Genomic DNA, 24,996 nt, shown 5'->3' with positions numbered 1-24,996 from the left:
TTCCTTCACCTCCTATTCTTTGTCTGTTTTTTTATCTTGTTTTTCCTTGTTTTGCTTCTTTTGCTTTTCTACTTTCTGTTTTTCTTGTGCCTCTATTTGTTTTTGTTTTTGTTTTTCTTCAGCTGCTTTTTGCGTTTCAGATTCTTGAGCTTCTTGTGCAGCTGCTTCTTCTTCAGTTATTTCATTTAATTGAACTTCAAGATCTTTTAATTTATCCTCTTTTTCTTGTTGATTCATCTTTGTATTTTTTTTCAACTGATTTTCATACAAGATGATGCTGAACTTTTTCAAATCGTTTACATCTAGGCTTTTTGCAATCTTTAAGCTTCCATTAAAATCGTTTCTTGCTATATCAATCCAATAATTTAAAAGACGCTCATCTGAAATAGACGATATAGAATTTATTGCGTTTGTTTGTTTTTCTTTCTCTTGCAAACTAGTTTTAATACTAGAAATCGCATAAATCTTTTTTATACTTTTGGGAATATCCTCTATTTTTTGGTCTTTTAAAGATTCTTTTACATCTATATAATTTTCATTGATAAAGGATGCGTTTGCTTGGTTGTACAGCTCTTCTGTTGGGATTTTAGAGCTAAAAGCATATAAAACAAGAGAAATTAACACAATACTAACAACACCTAAAGCAATCGTTGCAATTTTAAAACCTTTAAATTGAGCTTTTGATATTTTTTCAAACTTTAGAGCTGCTTTCTTATGTTCTTCCTCATAATATTTTTTTAATAATGCTTGCAGCTCTTCTACGTTCTGTGACTGATGGACAGCTTTTTCGAAGGATGTCTGCTTTGCTCGTTCATAAGCACCGTTCATAAGATCATCAAATTTAAATTCCTTAGAAAACGTAGCAATCGCTAGACATTTATAAGCCTTTAAAAACACTCCTTCTTCATGCTGGAATGGCGGAAGAATATTTTTTATGCCACGATAAAGCATATAAGGCATTAAGTTGATATCAAAGACTAGATTATCCGGATGTAAAACGAGAGTTGTACGCCCGTTTAACATAGAGCTGAAACGCCCTATATTAAAGAGCATGCGTAATTTGTGCTCTCGGTCTAATTGTTTTATCTGTTCAAAAAAACGCATATCTGTTAATAAGTAATGAAACTCTAAGTTCTCGTCTTGCACCTGAGCATCAGCTTGTATAAAGTAATTTTTGTCTTGATTTAAAAGCTGTAATTCCTGTGTATTGCGAAGAGAGGTATCAGCTTGTGGCAAAGATAGAATTAGTCGGTCATCTTTCTTTTTTGCAGATAATTCGACCGCTCCTAATATTAATTTGTCTTCCATTATGACTCCCCTTTTTTGTCTTGTTCGCTGTAGACGACCAGTAGTTCTCCATTGGATATTGAATAATCCATGAATCTGTCTTCAGGCATCATTGTTTTTTGTTTTAAAGGTAATTTAATAACGCTATTCAAATCAATTGAAGTATGCAAACTTGCGGCAAGAGACTGCAATAATTGTTTGACAGTCATTTTTTGAGAAATGGCAATATCGTAGCTGCCGCCACCGCTCTGCATAAAGTCAATTGTGACGCGTTTATGATTCATCATGTGTTTCACCTACACTTAGCTTTTTAAGTAAAAGGAACAGTCCTGTACAAAAAAGACTGATAATCAGAGCAATAATAGTGACAAAGAGCCAGCTAATCGCTGGACTCTCTGCAGTTTCTTCTCGTTGTATATTACTCAGACTAATCGGCTGCTTGAATAATTGATCTGTTGAAGGTGTTTGTTGTTCCATAAAGTCATTTCGAAAAAGGGAATGTAACGTCTCTGATTTCTTATCTGTCTCTTTTTGTCTGATCTCTTTATCCAGTTGCAGACTTTCATCAGTAAATAAATCTTCCGTTCCTTCAACAGAATGATCGGTTGTGTCGACTTTTGTTTTGTTTTGATTGATGCGATGGATATCAATGTCTAACTGTCCATTCTTTTCATCAGCTTGGACAGATACTGCTTGCATGACCCAAGCGATCACAATTAACAGTAATATAATCCCCTTACGCTTCATACATCACTTCTTCTTTCGGAATTCTAAATTTAAAAACAAATAGATTTAATACAAAGAAGATCAAACCTAAAATAACGATTATAGAAATGGTTAAAAGACTGGCACTATTTGTATTTAAAATAGTTGAAATTGCTTTTTCTAAATAATGCAATGGTGATAGACGAGAAAATTGTTGAATAATATGGGATCTTTCAAAGTCAAAACCAAGAGCTTCAGTAAAGAATAGGTACATACTAATCACCAATAAGATAATAAACATACCAACCATTTTCCATTGGCGAAGTAAGTATGTTGCTGCAAGTACGAATAAAACCATACATAATGCTGTAAGCGTCATCCATATCGACGGTGAAACAATGGCTGACTTATTAATGCTTAGAGAAATCGCACCAACAATTAACCCTTCAATAGCAGCAATAACTGTTGTAAATAAGGTGATTGGCAAATTGGTTGCCATTATACTTTGATGTGCAGCGTCTTCAAAATCTGATTTCTTAAAGCTGAATCGTTTAAATCCAGCAATTACATATGCTGTAAACAAAGCTAAGAATGAAGAAATTATAAGTAAATAGAATGTAGAACGAGTATCTCGTGCATTTTTTATCGATGATTTTGACATATCAATAGGGCTTGATAAGAATGCATAGAGTGCTTCATTTGATTTATTACCAATTTTGCTATTCGCAAGGACATTGCTAAAGTTTGATGCATAATCATTATCATTTGATACCTTTTGAATAAGATTATCAGCTAACTGATCAGCTTTATGAGCAATGTTTGTTCCGCCTATTTTAATTTGCTCTGCTTTTTGATTTATGCCATCAAATGTATCATAAACAGTGCCAGCTTGAAGAGATGCTGCCTCTGCTCGACTAGCTACCGTGTCGCTTGCGGTTAATAAATCACTAAGACCATCCTCCAATTCTATGCTTATTTTTCCTCCTTTTTCATTTTGCTCAGTCAACTTCGAGCCAGTATCAGCTAGATGACCACTTGCTTCTTTCCATTCTGCAGCAGTTGGTATTAGTGCATCAATATCAGCTACTTGTTGTTCTGCGACTTCTTTCGAATCATTTAGTTGTTGCGATAGGTTAGGTATCTTCTCTGCAATACCATTCAGTGCATCATTATAAGAAATGACTTGTTCATTAAGAGATTCCATATCATTCGTTAGTTTTGCAGTAGTGCTGTCTATTAATGTTTGTTTAAGAGTAGAAATGATGAATTCCTTCATCCCTTTATTCGAAAGAGCATAATAAAGGGAATCAGCATTTGCACTACCAACTTGCTCAAATGAGGAATAGCTTAACTGTGCAAATTGCTCTGGATTCGTTACATCAATACTATAATAAAGGTTCAATAATGCTTGTAAGCGCTGGTAATTCCAAATCGACATGACTAGTTGAGTCGGAATATCCTCCTGCGCTGCAAGTATTGTTGTAACCTCATGGTGTATCGCATTATCGGTAATAGTTTTTGTTTCGGTACTCTTTGGTTTTTCAGGTGACTCTTTTTCGTCTGAATCACCTGCTTTTGTGGATTGTTTCTTCTTTATCGTTGTATTTTTCGAAGAGTTTGATTGTATATTTGGACTCTTTTCCTCTGATTCCTTTGGTACGTTCGTTGACTCTTCATTTTTATCAGTTGTTTGATTAGATTCATTTGTCTTGCCAGTATCTTTATTATCTTCTGGTTTTTCGATAGTTGTCTCTTGGGTATCCTCTTCAATAATTGGTGCATCTTGCGAGGGAACAGGTGCCTCGTTTGTATTTAGTGAATTAGCTGGTAGTGACACACGTGTCACCATATTCTTCATCAATGCTGTATTTGTCTCTTCGCTATGGCTATTAATTGACCAAGACCAATGAACTGGAGCCAGAATATCTGTAGCGTAATCAGCTAAGACAAACGTTGCATATACTTTCATTTTTCCTTGCGATACGGTGGGCAAATCAATTTTTCCTGGTTGAATATTATTTAAAACGACGCCATTTGGCAGCATTAATACAATATTCTTTGTCACAAATCCGTTTGGAGCACTAATAGCGAATGTTCGGCTGCCAGCTTCTTGAGCAGGAATTTTTACTTCGTCAGCGATTACTGCCCCTTCGGTCGCAAGCTTTTGTTTCATTTGTTGCATATAATCATTAATAGATAACTGGCCATTTGAAATAATTGGATGCTTGTTTTCAACAGCATATTGTTTAGCTGCAGCCATGATCTTACGTAATTGATCTTTCGTTGTATCTGATACATCTAAATCTTTTAATTGCTCTTCGTCTAGGGAAGGTAGTTGATCAATGCTGTTTAAAATATTTTTTTCAATCGTGCCCTTGGGAACAGAGAAAAGAGCATTCAATTTTGCTTCATTTTTTGGATCTGATAAAGAATCGTTTAATGATTCATTAATTAAATCTGAAGCTTCTTTCGATAAATCATTATAAATTCGTTCCTTTAAAGTTACAGTTGAGCGAGATATTTCATCTCTTGTAGAATTTAAAGATGTTTGAATCTCTGTTAGTAAACCTGTATCCGCTGCAAATGATTCGTTTAATTGTTTTTGTTGGTCTTTGATATATTCTAATGTTTCCTCAGTATTGCCGGCCATTAAAGAATCATTGTTTTCGGTAATTTTGCTTATAAGCGAATTAAGTCCATCATTTCCATCCGTTATATACTGTTGCATCGTTGTCATCGTATTCGTTAATCCTGAAGTACCATTGACACTTTTTTGAGCTTCTTGTGCAAAGTTGTTTAACCCTTTGTTCAGTTTTACAAATGAGTTTCTTGTTCCATTCGTGCTGTCTTCAATTTGCGTTAAGGTAGAAGAATATTCTCTTAATGGATCATGGATATCTGAGGTGTAAGTTGCTGCTAGTTGGTCTTGCTTTTTCACAATGCCTTTTACATTATTTTGAGCAGATTGCAGGTTCCCTATCACGCTTGCAAAAAAGACATCAATTACTTTTTGATTAAATGAGTTTAATAAGTCACCTGATATTTTTTGAGCCTGTGCTTTTGTAATTTCATTATCAGATTCGTTTAGTTTGTAGGAAAGCTCTATTGGCTCAGGGCTTACCTTGTCGATTGAAAGTGCTCTTTTTGTAAAATCATTTGGAATGGTAATTGCCATATTATAACGTTTATCTGCAATGCCATCCTCTGCTTCTGCTGTATCTACTAAATGGAAACGATGTGAATCGTCATTTTCCAAACTCTTTTTAAATTCTTCTCCAAAGTTATATTTCTTCCCATTATAGTCTACAGGTTCATCCAGATTAACAATTGCGACATCCATTTTAAAATCTGCTTTTTCTGTTCTTTCTTTTGTTGCCGATTGAAATGGTATGTATGCAATGATTGCCGCTAAAAGGAGAGCTAAAACAATAAAAAATGGCAACCGATATTTCTTCATTTCTACACCTCATTATTTTTCATCTAAAGAGCAATAGGACCGTCGAAAGTTTTCAACGGTCCTCAAGCTAGTAGGTTTACTACTAATTTATTTCGTTTACACCAGTGAACCATCGTTGAATAAAATGACACCTCACTCAGCAGTCGTTTCTACACAGCTGAGCATTATTCCGTTCGCAAACATTCCGATCTTGCTAAATATTTGTTCTCCGGGCAGTTAACCCTCACTTTTGTTGTTTCGATAGAGGTGAAAGGTAAGACTGCAAAATGCTGGATAACGAATTTTTATTGTAATCCGAAGTTTTTAGAAAGTTGTACATCATGTTGTTCTACAGCATCTGCTGTTTGGTCAAGTTGATCTTTAATTTGATTAAGTAGTTGTGCAAAGTTCTTAACCTTTGGTTTCAGTTGTTCGAATTGGTCGTCAAATCGTTCAAATGCTTTACCTTCCCATTCAGAACGTAATTGTTCTTGAAGGTTTGATAACTCATCTAATATTGTTCTAATTTGATCACTGCTTGACCCATATTTTGTAGCTTTACTTTTTAGTTCTTGGGGGGTCATACGAATTTGTCCTGACATTCTCAACAGCTCCTTATTTCTTAAAATTTCCTCCATACTTAGCAAATGGAAAATTGATTACTATAAAAATTTTATTTGACAAGGTCAATATGGTCAACATAAATTATATTAATATACTTATAATCTCGAATATGAGATAACATATTCCTTATGTATGAAACCAGCTATATCAAGAGCTTTTTTCCATAATGGTAAATGATACTCACTTTAATCCAAAAGTACCTTTTTTTCTCAACGCCCTCTTTAGAGGGCTAACTATCGGACAATTTTTTAAAATTAAATAGGCAAAAATACTTAAAACTATCTTAAATATTAGAAAATATCTTTTCAAGCTATATAATACTCCAAGTACATTTGCTCTATAAACTAACTGAGCTTCTCTTTCTTTTCTCTTATTTATCCAATTACATATAAATACAGCATAATAATGGATATAAAATTATATTAAAATAATTAAATAGGGTATATTATTTTACAAAAAAACCTCCAAGCAAGTATACTGACGTTTTTGCTTTGAAGGTTATAATCTATATTAAAAATCCTTGAGGAGTTTTCTTTTTTTATATCACTTTTTTCTCTTGACGGACTACTGGAAACATAGCGAGAACATTCTCAATGATAAACGTGCGTATACTACCCTTACTGAAACAATACGCTTGAAACTTGTTGCCTACAATCTTAATTACTCGAACTCGCCTCTTAGTCATTTTACCACCCTTAGCCATATATACCACCTCGATCAATTGGTTATACTGCATGGCTTTTATCAGCTGCTCTTTCATTTCACGCCTCCAAAATAAGAATATATGTTCTTATTAATTATACCGAACAAACGTACTCACTTCAATTAGTAATGTTTGGTATGGCTTTATAATAGTCGTTCTCTTTACTCACCTTTTAATCCGCTCAAAAATCGCGTTAGCGCTTCCTCGTTGTTGTTCACATTCTTCCGAAAATGACGGAATAGATCTCCCTTAGCGCGTACCCTTTCGATCATGTCTGGTATTGTAAATTGGTCCGGTGTTAAGCCTGGTTTCACTTCTTCCCACTCAAGAGGAGTTGCAATAAACCCGCTTTCGTTCCCCCTCGGTGAATAAGGAGCGATAATGGTTTTTCCTTCACGGTGTTGTACATAATCCAAGTAGAGTTTTTTCCTCCTATTTTTCTTGAGCCGCTCAATTGTATAAAGTGATGGAGTTTGTTCGATTAAAAAGTCGCAGATAAACTTTGTAAACAATCCAGTGTCTTCATAGGTAAAAGAATTTGCAGGTAATGGAATATAGATCTGCATTCCTTTACCTCCTGATGTTTTTATAAAAGATAAGAAACCTAGCCCATCAAAAATTACTTTCATTTGATTTGCAGCCTCAAGGGTTAAATGAAATGCTTCAACAGAGGGAGGGTCAAGATCAAAGACAATTTCCGTAGGACCATTTGAATTCACTGGCTGAAAAGGAATATGATATTCAATTGCTAGTTGATTTCCAAGCCAAAGAAGTGTTTCAACATTATTGCAATATAGCTGATTATCTTTTACTGTCACAAATGAAGGTACTTGGGCTGGGGCACTTTTTTGGTAAAAGCTTTCCCCCGGCACACCATGTGGGTAACGAATTAGTGTGAGTGGACGATTGAATAAAAATGGCAATAGATAGGGGGAAATAACTTGCAAATAGTACAAATAATCATCCTTTTCAATCCTTACCAATGGGAAAATTGGTTTGTCAGGATGAGTTATTTCAACAGAGGAAGGTAGCGGATATAGATCTTTTTCCAGTTTATGCCATGTACAATCTTCTGGCTCTATATTGAACTGAAATGCTTCAAATCTAGGCTCTCTCAATTTCCCTCCAACAAAATCGATGCAGGCAATTTTAACACCAATCGATGGAGATAGCCCCCATCGGTTTTGGTTTATTTTGACTCCATTTTGTTTGAATAACTGGGAAAGAATTTTTATCTCCTCTTCTTTCATGCCATGTTTAAATGTTACAACTTCTACAAATTCTTTTTCACTAAGAACACTTCCTATAAAAAAGTTATTTTCCTGTTCATATGCGGTAACCATAACATTTACATATCGCCAGTTTTTTATTTTTAGCCAGCTATTGGTACGAGTATTTTCTATCCACTGGCTTGATATTTCTTTCGCAACCAATCCTTCCCCATTATATATAACTAGTTGTTTCCACAATTGATCGGGATCCTCAAAAGGTTCTACCATTTGCACTGATGCTAAATTATTTTGCATTACAGTAACCGGTAATGATACTTTTTCAAATAGTTCCTTTAGCTTTTCTTTTCGCTTTAAGAAAGAAAGATTCGTGATATCTTTTCCCTTTATTTGTAATATATCGAAAACAACAAATTGACATGGAAAATGATTGCGTTGATCATTAATTTTTTCCTTGCTACGAAGACGCGCTCTGCTTTGTACGATGGAAAATTCACTTTTGTAATCATTGGCTAAATAAACTAGCTCGCCATCCAGAGCTAATGGTAAATAACTTTTCATTTTCTCTTTAATAGTTGCTAAAAAATCTAAAATCTCAGGAAATTGCTTACTTAGATTCCCTTCATTCCTGCTATATAGCTCTATATCCTTATTCCATTCAAGAATGCAGCGAAACCCATCATATTTTGTTTCAAATAGCCAGTCAGCACCAGAAGGAATAGTCTCTGTAGCAGTTAAAAGCATTGGTTTCAAAAGAGTGCACCTTCTTTCTTTTTCCATTTATCCTGAATCAACTAGCATTAATTACGTCCCCATTTTGTTAGATATGAAAAGCTTATACGCTCAGTAGTTTTCACTTAATTTAATTTGACATACATAAAACCTAACATCCATTCAATACTAAAGGAAAAGAGGGTGATGATTATGCATACCGTTTGGAAAGGAAGTATCAGCTTTGGATTGGTAAATATTCCAATCAAATTGCATGCTGCAACAGAAAACAAAGATGTGAAGCTACGCCAGCTTCATAAAAAATGCAATACTCCAATCAGCTATAAAAAGGTGTGTGAGGGGTGTGATCAAGAGGTCACAGAGGATGAAATTGTTAAAGCATATGAGTATGCAAAAAATAAGTTTGTGGTATTAGATCAAGAAGACCTTGAGAATTTACGAAAAGAAAATGAAGACAAGGCAGTTGAAATAATCGATTTTGTAAAACTTCAAGAAATTGATCCAATCTATTTTGAAAGAAGTTACTATATGTCACCAGATGCTAATGGCAATAAAGCATACACTTTATTAAGAAAAACGCTAGAAGAATCAGGTAAAATCGGAGTGGCCAAAATAATTATTCGTTCAAAAGAACAATTAGCCATCGTAAGAGTGTTTAAAGATGCACTTGTAATGGAAACCATTCACTTTCCAGATGAAGTAAGAAGCATCGGTGAAGTACCAAACATTCCAAGTGAACAAGCTGTTGTTCAAAAAGAATTGGACACTGCTTTGCTATTAGTGGATCAACTCACAACAGCATTTGACCCTAATAAATATCAGGATGAATATCGTCTGCGTTTGATGGATTTAATTGAAGAGAAAAAAGCAGACAGTACGGTTACTGCATCTGAAGCTAAGCGGCCTTTGCCTGATAATGTCACGGATTTAATGTCAGCATTACAAGCATCCCTTGATAAAACAAAGCCGAAGAAAACAACACGTAAACGCAAAACTTTGAAAGAAAAAACTTCTTAAGTTAAAGGCCTTCAGAGATAATTCTGAAGGTCTTTTAGCATTTCCTTATTAAGTCGATTTCAAGATGCCTTAAAAGGTTTAATTCTAAAGACATACTTAGAGTACTTTCATTATATATTAAAGAAATCTGTTCTAAGAAAGTGAGGTTTAAAATGGAAAGGCCAGCGGGAGTTACTTATATTAGCTTTTTATTCATCTTAGGAAGCACTTTCTTAATATTCATTACTTTTTTTACCCAGCAGTTGCCTCTTTCAATTGAACACGCACCTATTCTCGGCATTTCTGACTTTCCAGAGGATTTGCTTCGTATATTGCTAGCCAGCATTGTATTGGGTATAGCATACGGCTATATGCAATTAAAGAAGTGGGCATATATTGGAATGATTATTTTTTGTCTATTGAGTTGGTATACATTTTTTCTCGCTTCTCATTCCTTCTTTAATCTTTTCGGCACTCTTTTTGTTGTTTGGACTGTAATAGTGATGATGTATACATTGCTTCAGTATAAATCTTTCTTTAAGCCTGTTAGAAAAGTCGCTCAACAAAAGAAATTTTTATAGTTCGACAGAAAACCTTTTTACTTGCCCTTTTATCTCATTCTGGTGAATCATGTCGAATGAAGTACAGGAATTGTTTACTTTTTAATTAAGTATCACTTTAACTACCAACCAAATTTCGACAACGGTTATTCGACATTGAGTTTCATTCATAATAATTATGTAAACTATTAAATTTCAGCTTGTGAACCACCATTTGTTATCAAAAATAAAAGCTCCAACTTAATGCTTAAAGCATCAAATTGGAGCTTAATAAAGATAACCCAACTAATCGTTATTTAAGCTTCTCAGTAATAAGTTGAATAACCTTTTCCTGTGTTTCTTTAATAGTTAGTATTTCGTTCCCCAATTTTCTAACTCTAATATCAGTTGTTTTAATGTCTCATCAAGTTGGTGTTGTTATTAGGGGCTGAGGGTTTATTACAATCTATTGAACACTTCAGCTTTATTTTGAATAGCTTCCTCTAATTGAGTTGTAATTTGGTCGACAATCTTAAAATCAGTAGCATTTACATAAATGTTTTCTAGTTTTTCATGTGCATTTTTTGCTTTTGCCAAGTAGACTGTCGCTTCATCCATTGAACTTTTATAGGCTTCTTGAATCTCTTGAAGTTCGCTTTCATATTTTTCGTCTGTACCCGAAGTGATGGCTAGGTTATATAAATCAATGATTTCATCACCTTCCCGGGTAGGAAAATATTCATGAGGCGCTGTGCTATCAAAGATTGCTATACCCAATTCTCTAAAAATCAACATATCTAGACTGTTTGGATCAAAACCACAATGGTATATTTCTACGTCAAAGCCCTTAGCTTTCGCCGTTTTAGCTAATCTTTTGAGTAGTGTAGATTTACCAGTACCTGGTCTTCCTTTTAAGAAATAGCGCTTGCGCAGACCTTCTGTAAGGTTTGGTACAAAATCCACTGCTCCGATAGGTGTTGCAGCACCTAAGAATCTATGAAAGATTGCAGAATCTTTATTTAAAGTTAGATCGCCAAAAAATTGTTTTTGAAGATCTTCTGCTAATTCATCTAACTGATCGTAGTCTGTATTGCTGATAAATATAGCTTCCCATTCATCATGGATTGCAAGCGCCTTGTTATAGTTTTCATACGCACTAGTATAAGCTTGTTGTTTTTCAGCAGATAATTGTTGAATGACATCCTTATTTTCTGCAAGCTGTTTGGTATCCCATGCTGCACTTAGATTAACGTATTCCTCAACAGCACCCGGAATCTTTGGCTCAATTACATGGGGTGCTGTTCCATCAACTATTCCAATCTTTAAAGAAGGGATGACTATACCATCCAATGAATCAGCATCTGATGAACAGTGAAGATATTCTGTATCAAAGCCTGCTGCCACCATTGACCCAGCAATCTTCTTCATTAAAGTCGACTTGCCGTTTCCTGGTCCTCCCTTTAAGATGTATAACTTTTCTAACTTGTTAAGTGCAGATTCAAATAAACTATAAAAACCCTTTGAGGTATTGCCTCCTGCAAAATAATGAAATTCATTTCCTTTCAATGATGTATTGCCCCTCTCATAGTAGATGTATTACTTAATTAGCATATGCTAAGGGGTGCCTATAGGTGACTGCCTAGCAAATTTAAAAGCGGGGAAACATTACTTCATCTAAAAATTGCTGATTTCTTGTCCTCAAAAGAAATAAATCATACTCAACTCTAATTTTATTCTACCTATTGTATCTTCTCTAATTTTAATTATTCCTTTTCCCGATCTTCAAAAGCATCATTTAATTCATGTTGAGATGATTTCTTTCTATATAATAGACCGCCTGCTACAAATCCTAAAATGGCGGGAACCAACCAAGCAAATCTATTGTCACTGAGTGGCAAATACTCTAAGCCATTAAATAGCAATGGCACTTTAATACCTATCCCTCCAAATGTCTCAACAAGACTAACAATAAACGTCAAAAGTATCGCTCCTCTTAGGAACCTGAATTAGGTATGAACCGATTGAATGTACCAAGCAAGATTAATACAATGCGACGTCAGACATGCCAAAGCAATGGCGATCGCTAAGAGTACACCTCCAAAGTCCCTCAAGATTGTGTGGACTAGCTCCGAAACAAGCGCTGTATCAGCCAATCTTTTGGAAATACACTGCTCCCTGTAGCCCCAAGGTATACCAAACCTCCATAGACAATGAATAAGCCTGCCCCAGCAATTGCTACTCCTCGCCATGCTATCTTTTTCATAGAAGCACCTTTATAACCATATCCAACTATGGCAGCGATAAAGATGGGTGCACAGAAAATGCCTGTTACGACATCTCCAGTTTGGTATGCATGAATAAAGGCATTCAAAAAGCATCTTTCACTGAAGGAGGAGCCGGCATACCAATTGGACTAAACATACCTTTAAAAACGATGATGACTAAAACAATAAGAATAGGTGTTAGCCATTTCAGGAAGAATATGAAAAACCACTCTGAGCGGTTAATCGCTGGGTTACACCACACAGCGGCTCCCCTGATTGAAGCACGCTTAATATGGTACTTTCTTCGTTAGGTAAATCTTTATATAGATGGGTCACTTTTTCCCCAATGAAGTTCTCAGTTTTAAATCCTAAATGTTGAAGTATAGATAGATCAGCCATATCATAAAAGATTGTTCTTCCTTCTTCATTAACGATCAAAATATTCTCATAATCATGTAGAGGCGTAATTCCTTGTAAGTGCATCCCTCGCACTCCTTTTGGATATTTTTCTATTATAATATAACAATTTTCAAAACTCTGGACGTAACCAAACTTTATAGAACTAGTAAAAAACCTTTCAAACTATAAGCAGTTCGAAAGGTTTGATAAAAGTTAATCTAAATATATACTAGACTTTTTAATACATTTAACCATTTTGCAATTCATTTGCTGGCTGACTCTGTATATTGGTTAATGCTTGCGAAAATCGTTCCGCTATATTGTGTTCCATCTTCTTTCACTTTGGACATATTGCCTGTGTAGTCTTTTAATAGTAACCAGTTGTCCTTTGCCTCTATATTTTGTAGAGGCATCACGTGCTGAAGAAGAACTGATTTTTGACTTGTTGTTGTATTCCACTTATATAGGTTTGATTCATTTGGTAATGTATAAAAAACATTATTGTTGTCTACTGCAAATGCTTGAGCATTCATCAAACCTTCGTATTTTTTGCTTTTCGCTTGAAAAAGCGAGTCATAATTCCACATATGATCTTTTGCAAGTTGATTATCACTAATCAAAAAGTAGTTAAGTCTGTAACGTTCACCTCGGTCAGGCATAGGGTCATTCCAAGTGATATCAAGGTTATACCATTTACCATCCAGCTTTACTTTATTCCAGGCATGGTTTTCACCTTTAACTTTACCTGTAATGTATTTGGTTTGCAGTCCTGATTCTCTTAAAAGCAAATCTGCAGCTAATGCGTACCCTTGGCATACTGCTTTATGGTCAAATAATGCAGCATATGCAGAATGACCACCATGAGTTGCATTTTCGCTATACTCAATATGGGAGGCCAAATAGCCATTGATGAAAAATACCTTTTCAAAATCCGTCATCTTCTGAATATGATTATTTTGAATTATTTTTTTTACTTTGTGGTGTATCTTTTTCTCTTGATCTGCAGTAGTTAAATAGAATGTTTTTATTTCGATTTTAGTAAAGCCCATATTGGAAGATATATAGTAAGAGTAACCATCTAAATTGCCAAAACCATAATTGCCGACAGAACTTATTTCTTTGAAGACGCTTTTCAGCTGTTGTTCTGCTTCTTTAGCCTTATAGATGGGGTATTTTGTTTGAATGGTGAACTCTGGTTTTACTTCATTCAAGTTTTTTAAGATTTCGTGCTTTAATTGCTGCTGTGACTCAACTTTCGGCGTACCACCTGATGCATATACATTTAAATGGATATAATAAATGGCAGCACCTAAAAAAATGAAGATTCCAAGCAATACGGCAAGAAATTTCTTCATATGCTTTCCTTCTTTCAATATTATAATCTATCAAAAACATATCATTTTAAGTGAATCTATATATTAACTATAATACAAAATCACTAAATTGAAAGAAGCATATTTTGCCACTCTATCCAACGTATTGTTTATGTTATGCAGTATCTTGATATTTGCCACAAGAAAAGATACTGAGACAAGAGTATTTTAGGTATTAAAAAAACCGGCAAATGTGAAATCAATTTCACATTTGCCGGTTTTCTTTTAATAATTTTTCTCTTGAATGTAGTCATAATGAAAAACTTACATAAAATTACGATCATCTGTGTTCCGTTCCATTTATAATGATTATATAAAGTTCAATTATTCAACATTGGAAGGAGCTATTTTTTATGTTCCAGCCTTTTGCGCTTTTGAAATTTATAAATAATCAATAATACACCAATACATCGATGCACTACCTGCTAAGACAAACAAATGCCAAATTGCATGGTTGTAGGGAATTTTATTATTTTGGTAAAAATAAGCACCGACTGTATAAAAAATGCCACCTGCTAGCAAAATCAAAAATCCTGTCCATGTAATATGAGCAACTAATGGGTTAATAGCAATAACTACAAGCCATCCCATACTTATATAGAATAATAAGGATAGCTTTTTGTAGCGATAGATGAAGAAACATTTACAGACAATTCCAATACATGTCAGAATCCATTCAATCAAGCAAATGGTTATGCCTAGCTTGCCCCCAACCCCAATTAGTGCGATTGGCGTATATGTACCTGCTATGAAAAGATAAATAGAAAAGTGATCTAATTTTGAAAAAATATGCTTATATTTCTTGAATCCGTGAAATAAAGTGGAAGACAGATAAAGAATCATCATTGTTAATCCAAATACTATAAAGCTTGCCATATATATTGATGATGAAACAAGATTCGCTTTGTGCATTAACAAAAATAAAGCGGGAATGGAAAGCAAAAATCCTACACCATGTGTGATGACATTCCAAAACTCCTCGTTATGATTATCGTGTTCTGCCATATTTATTGATTCGCTCATAACTTTTCCCCCCTTTTGTTGTTGCTTGTATAATTATTATGAGAGTTCTTAGGTATTTTTCCAACTGCCCAATGTCACTCATCGACTATTACAATTATCATATTGGTGGAAAAAAGAAAAGAAAACTTGCCATGACAAACATACCCAAAATAAGATATTTCAAAACATATAAAAATGAAGTGCGTCCTGCTGCTTCCATTATAATTTCCTTCCAAACTACGCTTATAATCATTCCTATAGAGAAACTAAGAAGAATAGCCCAAAAAATTGGATAGGACGCTCCAATGACACTCCCTAGAATTGCTCCAAGTCCTACTGGAAATGATACTGCTAGCAGAATGAATATGTGTCTTTTAAATGATATCTTTGCAAGCGATAAAGGAATAAATATTGCCAGCCCTTCAGGAATATTATGTAAAATTATAGGAAACAGTAATGAACTACTCATTCCAGTTGTTTCGCCGAATCCTAATGACAAACCTAGAGGTAGATTGTGAATTGCTATACTTAAGGCTAAAATAGCTCCTGCCCTACCATGTTGCTCCCTTTGAAAATTCATTGATTCCATCTCACCGTGCATGAATCCATGCAATACGCTAAACGCAATAATTCCCCAAAGTACACCTATGCCAAATATCATCACACCACTTAACTGTAAGCTTTCTGGAATGATTTCGATAATAAGCAGCCCCAGTAGAATACCTGCACAAATGCCATTAATAGCAGCCGCTTTTCGTATTGTTCCTTTAAAAAGAGTTGCAAGTATACCTCCAACACCAAGGCCGCTGGCAGTTGCCAAAAAACCAATAATGCCTATCCCCATCTATCCACCTCCACATTCTGTTAAATATATGGATGTAAACTTCATTTTATTCAAGTTGTTGGAAAGGGATATGTTACAATTGTAGAAAAACTTGAAGGAGATTGTAAATTGCGAGTCTTAGGAAATGTTATTGATCAAGAAACAAGGTGTACTCACTATCATACAGTTCTCGATGTCATTGCTATCAAATTTGCTTGCTGCGGTGAATATTATCCTTGTTATAAATGCCATGATGAAAACGCCAATCATCCAATTCAAAAATGGACCAAAGAAATGTTTGATGTACAAGCCATATTATGTGGGGTTTGTAAAACTGAGCTCACTATTCATCAGTATATGAATTCAAATCACTGCCCCTCTTGCAATGCAAAGTTTAATGACGGCTGTGTAAATCATTACCCGATTTATTTTGATATGGATTGATAATTTTTAAAATTTAATTGACCCGTTTCTACTATAAAAACCGACGTATATGTGACATTAAATATATTTTGGTTTAATTTTTTATTATCATCTTTTCTCCTTTGCATTTGTGTACTTAACGCTGTTTGAACATTGGCTTTTAATTGATTTATCCAAAAACCTAAAAAACACCCCACAATTCAAATTACTGAATTGATGGAGTGTGTTGGTTAAAAAATCGACCTAAAAACAACGTAATTTTAATGGAGATAAGGGGAATCGAACCCCTGATTCCACAATGCCATTGTGGCGTATTCCCGCTATACTATATCCCCGAGAAAATATTTGGAGTTTGCTAATGCCCCGTTTTTATAGATTTATTATATATTATTCTCTGTGTTTCAAACAAGAGAATATTATCTTGTTATTAGTTAGAAATAATCTTAAGTCTATAGACAAAACGCCCAATCATATGATTGAGCGTTTTTTGTATTCTAATTTTCTTGTCTCTTCCCAAATATTCCTTTAAGGAGTGGTGGTGTAGCTAATGTTGTAATAACGACAACAATAATCATTGGCGTATAATACTCTGTTGGCAATAGTTTTGAATCTAGTCCCATTGCTGCAATAATTAATGCTACCTCCCCACGAGATATCATACCTGCTCCGATACCCATTGATGATCGCATAGAAAAGCCTGACATTTTTGCGCCAAGACCCGACCCGATGAATTTCGAAAGAAGCGCAATCAATGAAAATACAACGATAAGCCATATTTGATTTCCGATACCTGCAAAACTAACGGATAAGCCAATGCTTACGAAGAAAAATGGTACAAATAAGCCATTTGCAATCGGCTCAACCTTTTCCTCAATTTCCTCTTTAAATTTGGTCTGAGATATGGCAATCCCCGCGAAAAACGATCCAATAATCGCTGCAATGCCTAGAGAATCTGCGAAATAGGCAAAGCCAAAGCAAATAATTAACGCACCACTAAGCAATGGCACTGTTACTTTTAATTTTGAAAACAGTCTCAAAAACGCAGGTACAACCCAGATTGATACTAAAATAATGATAGCAAAGAAGATGACTTTTTTACCTATCAACCAAGTAATGCTAACATCAGAGTCCCCAAAGAAACTCATTGCTACTGCCAGCATGACGACGACAATAATATCATCTAAAACTGCCGCACCTAGCAAAGTAGAACCTTCTTTACTATTTAACCAACCAAGTTCTTTTAATGTTTGGACCGAAATGCTGACAGAAGTAGCGGATAAAAGCAATCCTATAAATATAGCTTGCGCTGTTGATAAGCCATAATAAATGGATCCTGCATATCCCAATAAAATAGGAACAATGATACCACCTACTGCAACTAGTAACGCCGCCTTTTTATTTCGATTTAAATCTGATAAATTTGTTTCAAGTCCCGCCAAAAACATAAGGAGGATAACACCGATTTCACTGAATTGTTTCACAATATCCGTATCGTCAATCCATCCTAATAAAGCAGGTCCAATAACAATACCAATAATAATCTTCCCTAATACAGATGGCTGCCCTAGCCTAACACTCAAATGGCCGGCCAATTTAGTCGCTAGTAATACAAGCACAATTTGTAAAATAAACATATTTTCCCTCCTTGAAAATAAAAAAACACATGGCGGTGCCAGATTGACTGACTCCACCATGTGTTACATTTAAATATTAATTTATACATCTAGTATACTATACTCCATGCCATCTGTAAAAGAATTAGTCTTATTTTACAAGCTGTATACCTTTGATTGCACTTTCCACTTTTACAGCGTCATGCTGGACGATGAAAACCTTGCTATACTTTTCATAGTACCTGTCATCATGTGCTTTAGGTGACAGGATAATAAGCTTGCGCTCTAGTTCTCTAGCATACAATTCAAAAACTTTTTCTTTTCGGTTTTCATCTAATGCACTATCAAATTCATCTAGTATTATATAACCTGGTGTTGTATCTAAATGTTGCAATAAGGTGAGTGCAAATAGGAGTGAGCTTAATGATTCTTCCCCGCCCGATACACCCTTTCCATATTTTCCATTTCTCGCTTTTACACTCACATCTTCTAACCTTCTGCCATGTCCTGCTTTATGCGCCTTTACATATAATTTAAATATAGCTCGTCCCCGTTTGTCTTCATATCGTTCCCACATGATTTGGCTTTTGAAGTTAAATAGGCTCATATAGGTTTGGAATTTCTTGTTCAAAGCTTCAACAAGTACATGGACCTTTGTATCCAACTTATCTTCTTTATCTACTAACAAAAGCCTTTTTTCTTCTACTAATTCTTCCATCAAAGCGGCATCATATTGTTTTTTCTCGTACTCTTCTTTCCGTTTTTTATAGTTTTCTTCGGCTTGTGGATCAACTTCTCCCTTACGTGCATTTTCAAAGGCAACTCGCGCTTTTTCATTTTCCGAGAGCAGTATTGGCATCGACTGGCTAGTATCAATTTGCTTCTGCATTGCTACTTTGTATAAATCAGGAATTAGGTGTTTTAGCTCCTGCAGAAGAATTTCGTAGCGGGTAATTTCCGCTTGATTAGCTTCTATTTTTTCTTCTAAATGTGTTCTATCCTTCTCCACATTAGTCATTTCCCGTTTATTGTCATCTATATCAAACCCTAAATCTCTTATATTGCGGTTAAAATCTCTTGTAAAGTCATGCAATGATTGCACTTTAACATAATACTCTTCTTTACTTGCTCTAATAAGATGTAATTTGTCTAGTATGTCTCTTTCTTCTTGTTCTAGGTTGGTTAATTGTTGCTGTTCTTCTTTTAATTCACCAATCCGCGAATAAATATCAAGTTGTTGCTCTAGAAATTGCATACGGTGCACTACAAATGCGAACTCTTGCTGTAGCTGTATTATTTTCTCTTGTACATCCTCTGATTGATTTTGCTGTTCTTCCAGCTGCTTGTTTATTTCTGCAATAAGCTTTATCTTATCGTTTCGTTGGTCTAGCTCTAAATTGAATGCTTCTGCTTTTTTTACATCTTTTAATACACTTTGCAAGTCACCAATTTCTTTTTCATATTTGGCTAAATAGACATTGATGTCCAATTTTTTTTGTTGATTTTGTTCGAATTTTTTTTGTAGTAAAATCAATCTTTCTTCTGAGGATCTCGGACTAAGAATGAATGTATCCTTTTCCTGTCTCCCTCTGACGCCTCGTACATCTTCAATGCCATTTATCTTCAAGAGAGGGGTGGTTTGTAAAAATTGATCCACCCAAAAAAGTACTTTTGATGCTAAAATCACTTCTTGCTCTTTGAGTCCCTTTTTTATTTTTAATTTTATTGTCGGCAAACTGTCTATAAACTTAGTTGGTATAATGGATGGCAAAGGCACATGGTATAAATCATTCGCGGGCTCACATGTCCTTGCCATGTAAAATATAGTGTATTTAATAGGGTCAAGCACTATTTCATCTTTCAAAGTTGCACGTTCATCTAACTCTACTAAATCTCTCAATGTATAGGCAGTGATTCCTTGTTTCCTAAGGATCGATATTGCATCTAATTGGCGACGGGATAGCATTTTATCTTGTTTTAGCAACTTAATTTCTTCAGTCAAAATTGTTTCTGCTTCTTCAATTCTTGGCAATTCTTTTGCTAAATCATTATATTCCTTTTTATTCTCCAATAGCTTTACTTCTACTTGATGGCTGCTTATGTAAAGAGATAATATATTTTGATAGTCGTCTTCTCGCTCATCAAGAGACTGTATCGATAATTCTTCTTGTACTTTTCTATACTGTAAGTCGTTGATTGTCCTGGAATGAAGCCTTTTTTCATGTACGAATGAATCGATATCTTTAGTCAGCTGTTTCTCTCGTATTTTACACTTGTCCATTTCTACGACTATTTCTTCTTCGGAATACATCATTTTTTTTCGGAGTTGTTCTGTGTCTTTCAATTTTTCTTGCAATCGTTGAATTTGTTTTTTTATAACTTCATTTTTTTGATTTAGCTTTTTTTCACTGTTCTTCAATTGTTGAATGTATTGCTCCGCTTCGTTCAGTTGCTGTTGTTTTAGTGTCTTTCTATCCTTTAATTCTGCCAACTGCTGTTGCATGATCTCTCGTTTTTCAACTAGCCCATTTATATATCTTTCCTTTATGGCTATATCTTCTTCATGTCTATTTTTTTCAACTCGTAATTTTTCTCGAATACAGTGCATTAACCATACATGTTTCTCACCATTTTTTTTCAGCGTTTTTTTATTATTACTAAAGTGTTTATAGGCATCCTCTGCCATTTTTAATTGGCTTTCGATTAACTTCAGATTGCCAATTGTTAACTTGAAATCTGCTTCGATCTGCTTAAAGCTTTCAACGCTTGCTTCCCATTCCCTTTGCATTTCTTCTATATGGTACATTTCGCTGAACCGCCGAAATCGCTCTTCAGGTGACATAGCCGCAAATTGATTGACTTCGTTTTGATACCATATAAGATAAAATACATCTGGATGTATTTGGTACTTATATTGCAAATCTTCCCTATACTTGGATAGATTACTTTTTTGGATATCGCCTGATCGATATGTCGTTGTCAACTCCATCTCTTCAGGAAATTCCCCTGTATACACAGCGTATTGCCGTTGGATCACATTTCCTGGTTTTTGTTGTATCAAAAGCTGAAAACCCACATATGACGGAGCGTCAATCTGTGAAAGCCCTGTATTATGGAATATTAGAAATACCTCTGCATGCCATGGTTGATCAGGAGGCAAGTTGGCAGAACGGAGACCTTCAATGTCAACTTGAGAAGAGTACAAAGCAGCTCCTATTGCGAATGTAATAGTTGATTTCCCTGCACCATTTGGACCAGCAATCAATACATGTTCACTATCTCTACCAAAAGAGATTTTCGTTGGTCTATAATCTCGTATGCCACTAAATTGCAAACTGTATGGGATCATTGGTTCTCCTCCTGCTCATATAAATTATAGCGTCTAAAGAATTTAACCACTTCTTCCTTGCTTAACTGGGAAGATTGAGCAAACTCTGTAGCTCTTCTTAAGAAAGAATTAGAAAACATATGCACCCCGATCGCCGTTACCTTGTATGCCTGTTCCTGTTGTGTTCGCTGTACTTCTTCTACAGCACCAATCTTTTTTAAAATATCTATATTATTTTGCAGTTTACGGCTTGCATGCTGCATTTCGTGCCCAAAGTCAGTCAGTAATTGCTGGAGTAGCGTAAATTCATGACTTAAGACCTCTTGTTGATAAAACATATAGAGTAATATGGCAAGCGCCTCTTTATTTAAAGTAGTTTTTGCTTGTTTAGCGGGTATACGCATCATGATAATCAACTGGTCTCTTTTTTCATCATAAATCACTTTAAAATATCTAGAGATTGCTTGATTTAAGCGATTGATAAATGAGTAAAATGCTTGATCATCATTTTTAATACCTAGCATTTTTTCAGCTTCTTTTCTCTTCAATCCGTAATTTTGACCTCGAATGGCAGAGGAAGAAGAGAACAATAGCTGCATAAATACAAGCTCCTCTTCTGTTGTTAGAAATGCTCTAAGATTTTGCAACATCGTTAACGGATTTAGATTCTGGGTTGTATTGCTTAATTGTAAATTTTCTATCGTCATCATTAATCCACTCCCATTCCTTGTCGTATGTTTGCACTGCTTTTTTTGATTCCTCTGTTATTTTGTGATTGCCTACTAATGCAGACAGCGCGAGCATTGTCCGAATGCTGTCTCCCCAGCCCGGAGATGCTGATTCTATAATCAGCTGTTCTACTTCAACTTCTTCATTATTTTCTAAATACTGTTCTACATTATCTGTTGAAATCATGGCTTTGGTCATTTGCCATGATGCTTCTTGAAAAGCTTCATCTATTTCATCTTGATTGATTAATAACTCCTCAAATGATATTTCACTTTGCTTTATATCTTCATCTAAGATTTGAGGTTCATAGTTCTCCAAATAGTCGATACTGTCCTCAATATCTAAATGACTGATGGGTGCTGTAAATTTTATGGGCAACCATATACCATCAATTACTTCATCTTCATAAAGCCCCTGCTCCATAAAGCTCAGAATTTCGTGAGCATTCGGAATATTAGATTCGTTAGGAGGCTCGTACATCGCAATGATAAATTGACGTACTTTCTCAAGTGAAATGTTTCCTGTCAAAGGGGTATCTTTCATCAAAGTAAAACGATTATATTTATTTAACAGACTACTACTTAAGGCTGTCCCCTTTTTGATGGAAGATTTCCCTCTGCTAATAAGTGGGCTTTGATTTAATACCTCTTCTTCTAATAAGCGTTCGGATAACTTTTTATCAAGTTCCATCATGAGAAAATGAATTTTTTCTAACTGAGGCAATGCGTTTTTATCTGCCAAGAACTCTAATTGCCTTGATTCGATTTGGTCTGTTGCATCTTCTAAATTTTGAATCATTGAAGCTAACGTATGATCACCAGATACCCCCTGAGAATCGTATGCTTCACTAATCTCTGTGTCTCGCTTAGCTTGATATAGCAAACGTGAGATATCATCTTGCATATGGTAAGCAAGTGAATCATTAGCTAGCCTGATTAATGAGTCGATCATCCTTTTGCCTCGGTCAAGTAATTTGAGCTGCGTTGACTCCTTAGAAATCCAGCTGTGCTTTGAAAGCGTATTGATAATCTGTTTAACTCGCTCATTAGATGGCGCTACGCCCTCCTGATAATACTCGCAGTAGCGAGAGAGTAACATCTCTTCACCATCAATAGCTTCCGCTAAGCCAACTGCTTGTAGTTTTAGCAATTCGAGCACACGCAAAAACTGAATAATTTCCAATGGTGATTGATACATTTGTTTGGCAGATAGTTCATTTAATACACCGGAAAGTGAAGCAATATCCCGCATAGTTTTATGAAATTCCCCACGTTCAATGTTCTCGTTAAAAATTGAAATAGACTTCATATTTTTTAAAGATTCCAACATTTCCACGCATTACACCCCCAGTTATTTTTTATTTTATGAAAATGTCATTAATTAGAGCATACTTCAATCACTGTAGGTGAAAAGTAGCTATATAAATGCGCCTATGTTGTTCAACTCTATACATGCACTTTTTAACAACCTGTTAGCTGTATCTTATTCTATATATAACTATATCATAGCACGTTACACTTTAAGAGAAAGAGGGTAAAAACTCCTATAGAAAGCGAGTGAATAAAATGGAAATACATGACGGAAAACTTTATTGGCCAAATACAGTGCCTTCTTTTGAACCGAAAGAAGTAACACCATCTAAAAGTTATGATGCTATTATAGTAGGCGGAGGCATGTCTGGCTGCTTAACTGCTTATGCGCTTGCAAAAGAAGGTTTACAGGTTGCTATATTAGAGAAAAGAGCATTTGGAGAAGGTAGTTCGAGCGCCAACACAGGATTGCTTCAATATGAAAATGACATTATGCTCTGTGAGTTAATTGATAAAATTGGTGAGAAAGCAGCTATACCTTTTTACAAGGCGTGTGATACAGCCATGAACGATTTAGAGGCTTTGGCTGTCCAATTGCCTGATGAAGCAGATTTTATACGAAGACCTAGCATCTGCTATGCAAGTACGGAAGAGGATATTTCTAAAATACAGCGCGAATATAAAACATTACAAAAGAATGGATTTGATTGTAGCTATTGGAATAAGGATGAAATAGGCAGTAAGATGCCATTTACAAAACCTGCCGCCCTTTTAACATACCATGATGCAGAAGTGAATCCATTAAAACTAATATTTGGTGTATTACGAAAAATTGAAGATCTTGGTGGTCACCTATTACCGTTTACTTCTGTATTAGATGTCGAAGAAAACGGTGAACTTCTATCCGTTAAAACATCAGATGGTGTTTTCAGTACAAAGCATATTGTCTATACAACCGGCTATGAGCCAACACCAGTAGGTAAAAGAAAAGGCGCCATCCTCAACCGTTCGTACGTCATTGTAACAAAACCAATCAAGGACTTAACAAGTTGGTATCAAAGAGCACTCATATGGGAAACAAAACGTCCTTATCTCTATTTGAGAACTACGATAGATGGTTCAATTATTGTCGGCGGTTTAGATGAAGAGAATCCCAATAGTGATATAAGCGATGAACTGCTAAAAAAACAATCTCAAAAGCTGCTTGAGGAAGCACAGAATTTATTTCCAACGTTGCCTCTAGAGATTGCATATTCCTATGTTGCGACATTTGGAGAATCGAAAGATGATTTACCATTTGTTGGAGAACACCCTACGAATAAGCATCAATATTACCTATTAGGATATGGAGGCAATGGAACAGTGTATAGCATGATGGGCTCTAAAATCATTCGTGATTTGATCCTTCATAAGTCCTCTTGGAAAACGAAGACAATCCAAGTGAACCGCAAATACGGCATATCCTAAGATCTTCATAAAAA

21 protein-coding genes, 1 tRNA gene and 1 pseudogene are annotated in these 24,996 nt (G+C 35.2%); 4 read left to right on the top strand and 19 right to left on the bottom strand.

What is annotated here, in order from left to right:
* Positions 1-12 precede the first annotated feature (12 nt).
* From essB to RCJ93_RS01760, 7 genes are all read right to left on the bottom strand, one after another.
* A complete protein-coding gene (gene essB / locus RCJ93_RS01790; protein ID WP_446738214.1) occupies positions 13-1,308 on the bottom strand; it encodes a type VII secretion protein EssB in 1,296 nt (431 codons plus the stop codon).
* Entirely contained in the window at positions 1,308-1,571 is a 264-nt protein-coding gene (locus tag RCJ93_RS01785) for an EsaB/YukD family protein (protein ID WP_446738213.1), read from the bottom strand. Before RCJ93_RS01785 ends, essB begins: the two co-directional genes overlap by 1 nt.
* Complete coding sequence (gene essA / locus RCJ93_RS01780) at positions 1,561-2,034, bottom strand: type VII secretion protein EssA (RefSeq protein ID WP_251646837.1); 474 nt, start codon at positions 2,032-2,034, stop codon at positions 1,561-1,563. Before essA ends, RCJ93_RS01785 begins: the two co-directional genes overlap by 11 nt.
* On the bottom strand, positions 2,024-5,449 hold the full coding sequence (gene esaA, locus RCJ93_RS01775) for a type VII secretion protein EsaA (RefSeq protein WP_446738212.1): 3,426 nt from the start codon (positions 5,447-5,449) through the stop codon (positions 2,024-2,026). The genes essA and esaA overlap by 11 nt, the downstream gene beginning before the upstream one ends.
* A gap of 284 nt (positions 5,450-5,733) precedes the next feature.
* Positions 5,734-6,030, bottom strand: a complete 297-nt coding sequence (locus RCJ93_RS01770) for a WXG100 family type VII secretion target (RefSeq protein ID WP_147196775.1) — start codon at positions 6,028-6,030, stop codon at positions 5,734-5,736.
* A gap of 560 nt (positions 6,031-6,590) precedes the next feature.
* Positions 6,591-6,812: a transcriptional regulator gene (locus RCJ93_RS01765; RefSeq protein ID WP_446738211.1), complete on the bottom strand. Its 222-nt coding sequence runs from the start codon at positions 6,810-6,812 to the stop codon at positions 6,591-6,593.
* A 104-nt stretch (positions 6,813-6,916) separates the two neighbouring features.
* The gene (locus tag RCJ93_RS01760; RefSeq protein WP_446738941.1) at positions 6,917-8,728 is read right to left on the bottom strand and encodes a DNA ligase D; all 1,812 of its coding nucleotides are present in this window, start codon (positions 8,726-8,728) and stop codon (positions 6,917-6,919) included.
* Positions 8,729-8,908: 180 nt separating this feature from the next.
* Between RCJ93_RS01760 and ku the strand changes: the two genes are divergently transcribed.
* Both ku and RCJ93_RS01750 read left to right on the top strand, forming a co-directional pair.
* Positions 8,909-9,733, top strand: coding sequence for a non-homologous end joining protein Ku (gene ku / locus RCJ93_RS01755; RefSeq protein ID WP_446738210.1), 825 nt, complete (start codon positions 8,909-8,911; stop codon positions 9,731-9,733).
* A gap of 152 nt (positions 9,734-9,885) precedes the next feature.
* Positions 9,886-10,293 (top strand): hypothetical protein, encoded by a 408-nt coding sequence (locus RCJ93_RS01750; RefSeq protein WP_147196767.1) that lies wholly within the window; start codon positions 9,886-9,888, stop codon positions 10,291-10,293.
* A 417-nt stretch (positions 10,294-10,710) separates the two neighbouring features.
* Here the strand turns inward: RCJ93_RS01750 and RCJ93_RS01745 are convergent, their stop codons facing one another.
* The 7 genes and pseudogenes from RCJ93_RS01745 to RCJ93_RS01715 all read right to left on the bottom strand — a co-directional run bounded on the left by RCJ93_RS01745 (position 10,711) and on the right by RCJ93_RS01715 (position 16,133).
* On the bottom strand, positions 10,711-11,817 hold the full coding sequence (locus RCJ93_RS01745; RefSeq protein ID WP_446738209.1) for a PRK06851 family protein: 1,107 nt from the start codon (positions 11,815-11,817) through the stop codon (positions 10,711-10,713).
* Positions 11,818-12,014: 197 nt separating this feature from the next.
* Positions 12,015-12,236, bottom strand: a complete 222-nt coding sequence (locus tag RCJ93_RS01740) for a branched-chain amino acid transport system II carrier protein (RefSeq protein ID WP_446738940.1) — start codon at positions 12,234-12,236, stop codon at positions 12,015-12,017.
* A gap of 137 nt (positions 12,237-12,373) precedes the next feature.
* Positions 12,374-12,631 (bottom strand): annotated as a pseudogene (locus RCJ93_RS01735) (branched-chain amino acid transport system II carrier protein); the annotation flags it as partial.
* 91 nt (positions 12,632-12,722) lie between these two features.
* On the bottom strand, positions 12,723-12,998 hold the full coding sequence (locus RCJ93_RS01730; protein ID WP_150284648.1) for a hypothetical protein: 276 nt from the start codon (positions 12,996-12,998) through the stop codon (positions 12,723-12,725).
* Positions 12,999-13,177: 179 nt separating this feature from the next.
* A complete protein-coding gene (locus RCJ93_RS01725) occupies positions 13,178-14,269 on the bottom strand; it encodes a transglutaminase domain-containing protein (RefSeq protein WP_150284649.1) in 1,092 nt (363 codons plus the stop codon).
* A 399-nt stretch (positions 14,270-14,668) separates the two neighbouring features.
* Positions 14,669-15,310 carry a PAQR family membrane homeostasis protein TrhA gene (trhA, locus tag RCJ93_RS01720; protein ID WP_251646854.1) on the bottom strand — a complete coding sequence of 214 codons (642 nt, stop codon included), beginning with the start codon at positions 15,308-15,310 and terminating at the stop codon, positions 14,669-14,671.
* 97 nt (positions 15,311-15,407) lie between these two features.
* A complete protein-coding gene (locus RCJ93_RS01715; protein ID WP_446738208.1) occupies positions 15,408-16,133 on the bottom strand; it encodes a ZIP family metal transporter in 726 nt (241 codons plus the stop codon).
* Between the two features lie 108 nt (positions 16,134-16,241).
* Between RCJ93_RS01715 and RCJ93_RS01710 the strand changes: the two genes are divergently transcribed.
* Positions 16,242-16,556, top strand: coding sequence for a CHY zinc finger protein (locus RCJ93_RS01710; RefSeq protein WP_446738207.1), 315 nt, complete (start codon positions 16,242-16,244; stop codon positions 16,554-16,556).
* A 243-nt stretch (positions 16,557-16,799) separates the two neighbouring features.
* Here the strand turns inward: RCJ93_RS01710 and RCJ93_RS01705 are convergent.
* The 5 genes from RCJ93_RS01705 to RCJ93_RS01685 form a co-directional block, all read right to left on the bottom strand.
* A tRNA-Ala gene (locus RCJ93_RS01705) sits at positions 16,800-16,870 on the bottom strand.
* Positions 16,871-17,029: 159 nt separating this feature from the next.
* On the bottom strand, positions 17,030-18,169 hold the full coding sequence (locus RCJ93_RS01700) for a cation:proton antiporter (protein ID WP_066788285.1): 1,140 nt from the start codon (positions 18,167-18,169) through the stop codon (positions 17,030-17,032).
* 130 nt (positions 18,170-18,299) lie between these two features.
* Complete coding sequence (locus tag RCJ93_RS01695; protein WP_446738206.1) at positions 18,300-21,497, bottom strand: hypothetical protein; 3,198 nt, start codon at positions 21,495-21,497, stop codon at positions 18,300-18,302.
* Positions 21,494-22,183: a hypothetical protein gene (locus RCJ93_RS01690; RefSeq protein ID WP_150284951.1), complete on the bottom strand. Its 690-nt coding sequence runs from the start codon at positions 22,181-22,183 to the stop codon at positions 21,494-21,496. The genes RCJ93_RS01695 and RCJ93_RS01690 overlap by 4 nt, the downstream gene beginning before the upstream one ends.
* Positions 22,110-23,534: a hypothetical protein gene (locus tag RCJ93_RS01685; protein ID WP_446738939.1), complete on the bottom strand. Its 1,425-nt coding sequence runs from the start codon at positions 23,532-23,534 to the stop codon at positions 22,110-22,112. Before RCJ93_RS01685 ends, RCJ93_RS01690 begins: the two co-directional genes overlap by 74 nt.
* A 236-nt stretch (positions 23,535-23,770) precedes the next feature.
* On the opposite strand from RCJ93_RS01685, the gene RCJ93_RS01680 reads away from it, so the two are divergent.
* Complete coding sequence (locus tag RCJ93_RS01680; RefSeq protein WP_446738205.1) at positions 23,771-24,982, top strand: NAD(P)/FAD-dependent oxidoreductase; 1,212 nt, start codon at positions 23,771-23,773, stop codon at positions 24,980-24,982.
* Positions 24,983-24,996: the final 14 nt, after the last annotated feature.

It is taken from the genome of Rummeliibacillus sp. BSL5 (assembly GCF_052928305.1).
The sequence above is the reverse complement of the archived record's forward strand: the minus strand, read 5'-3'. Positions and strand labels throughout refer to the sequence as shown.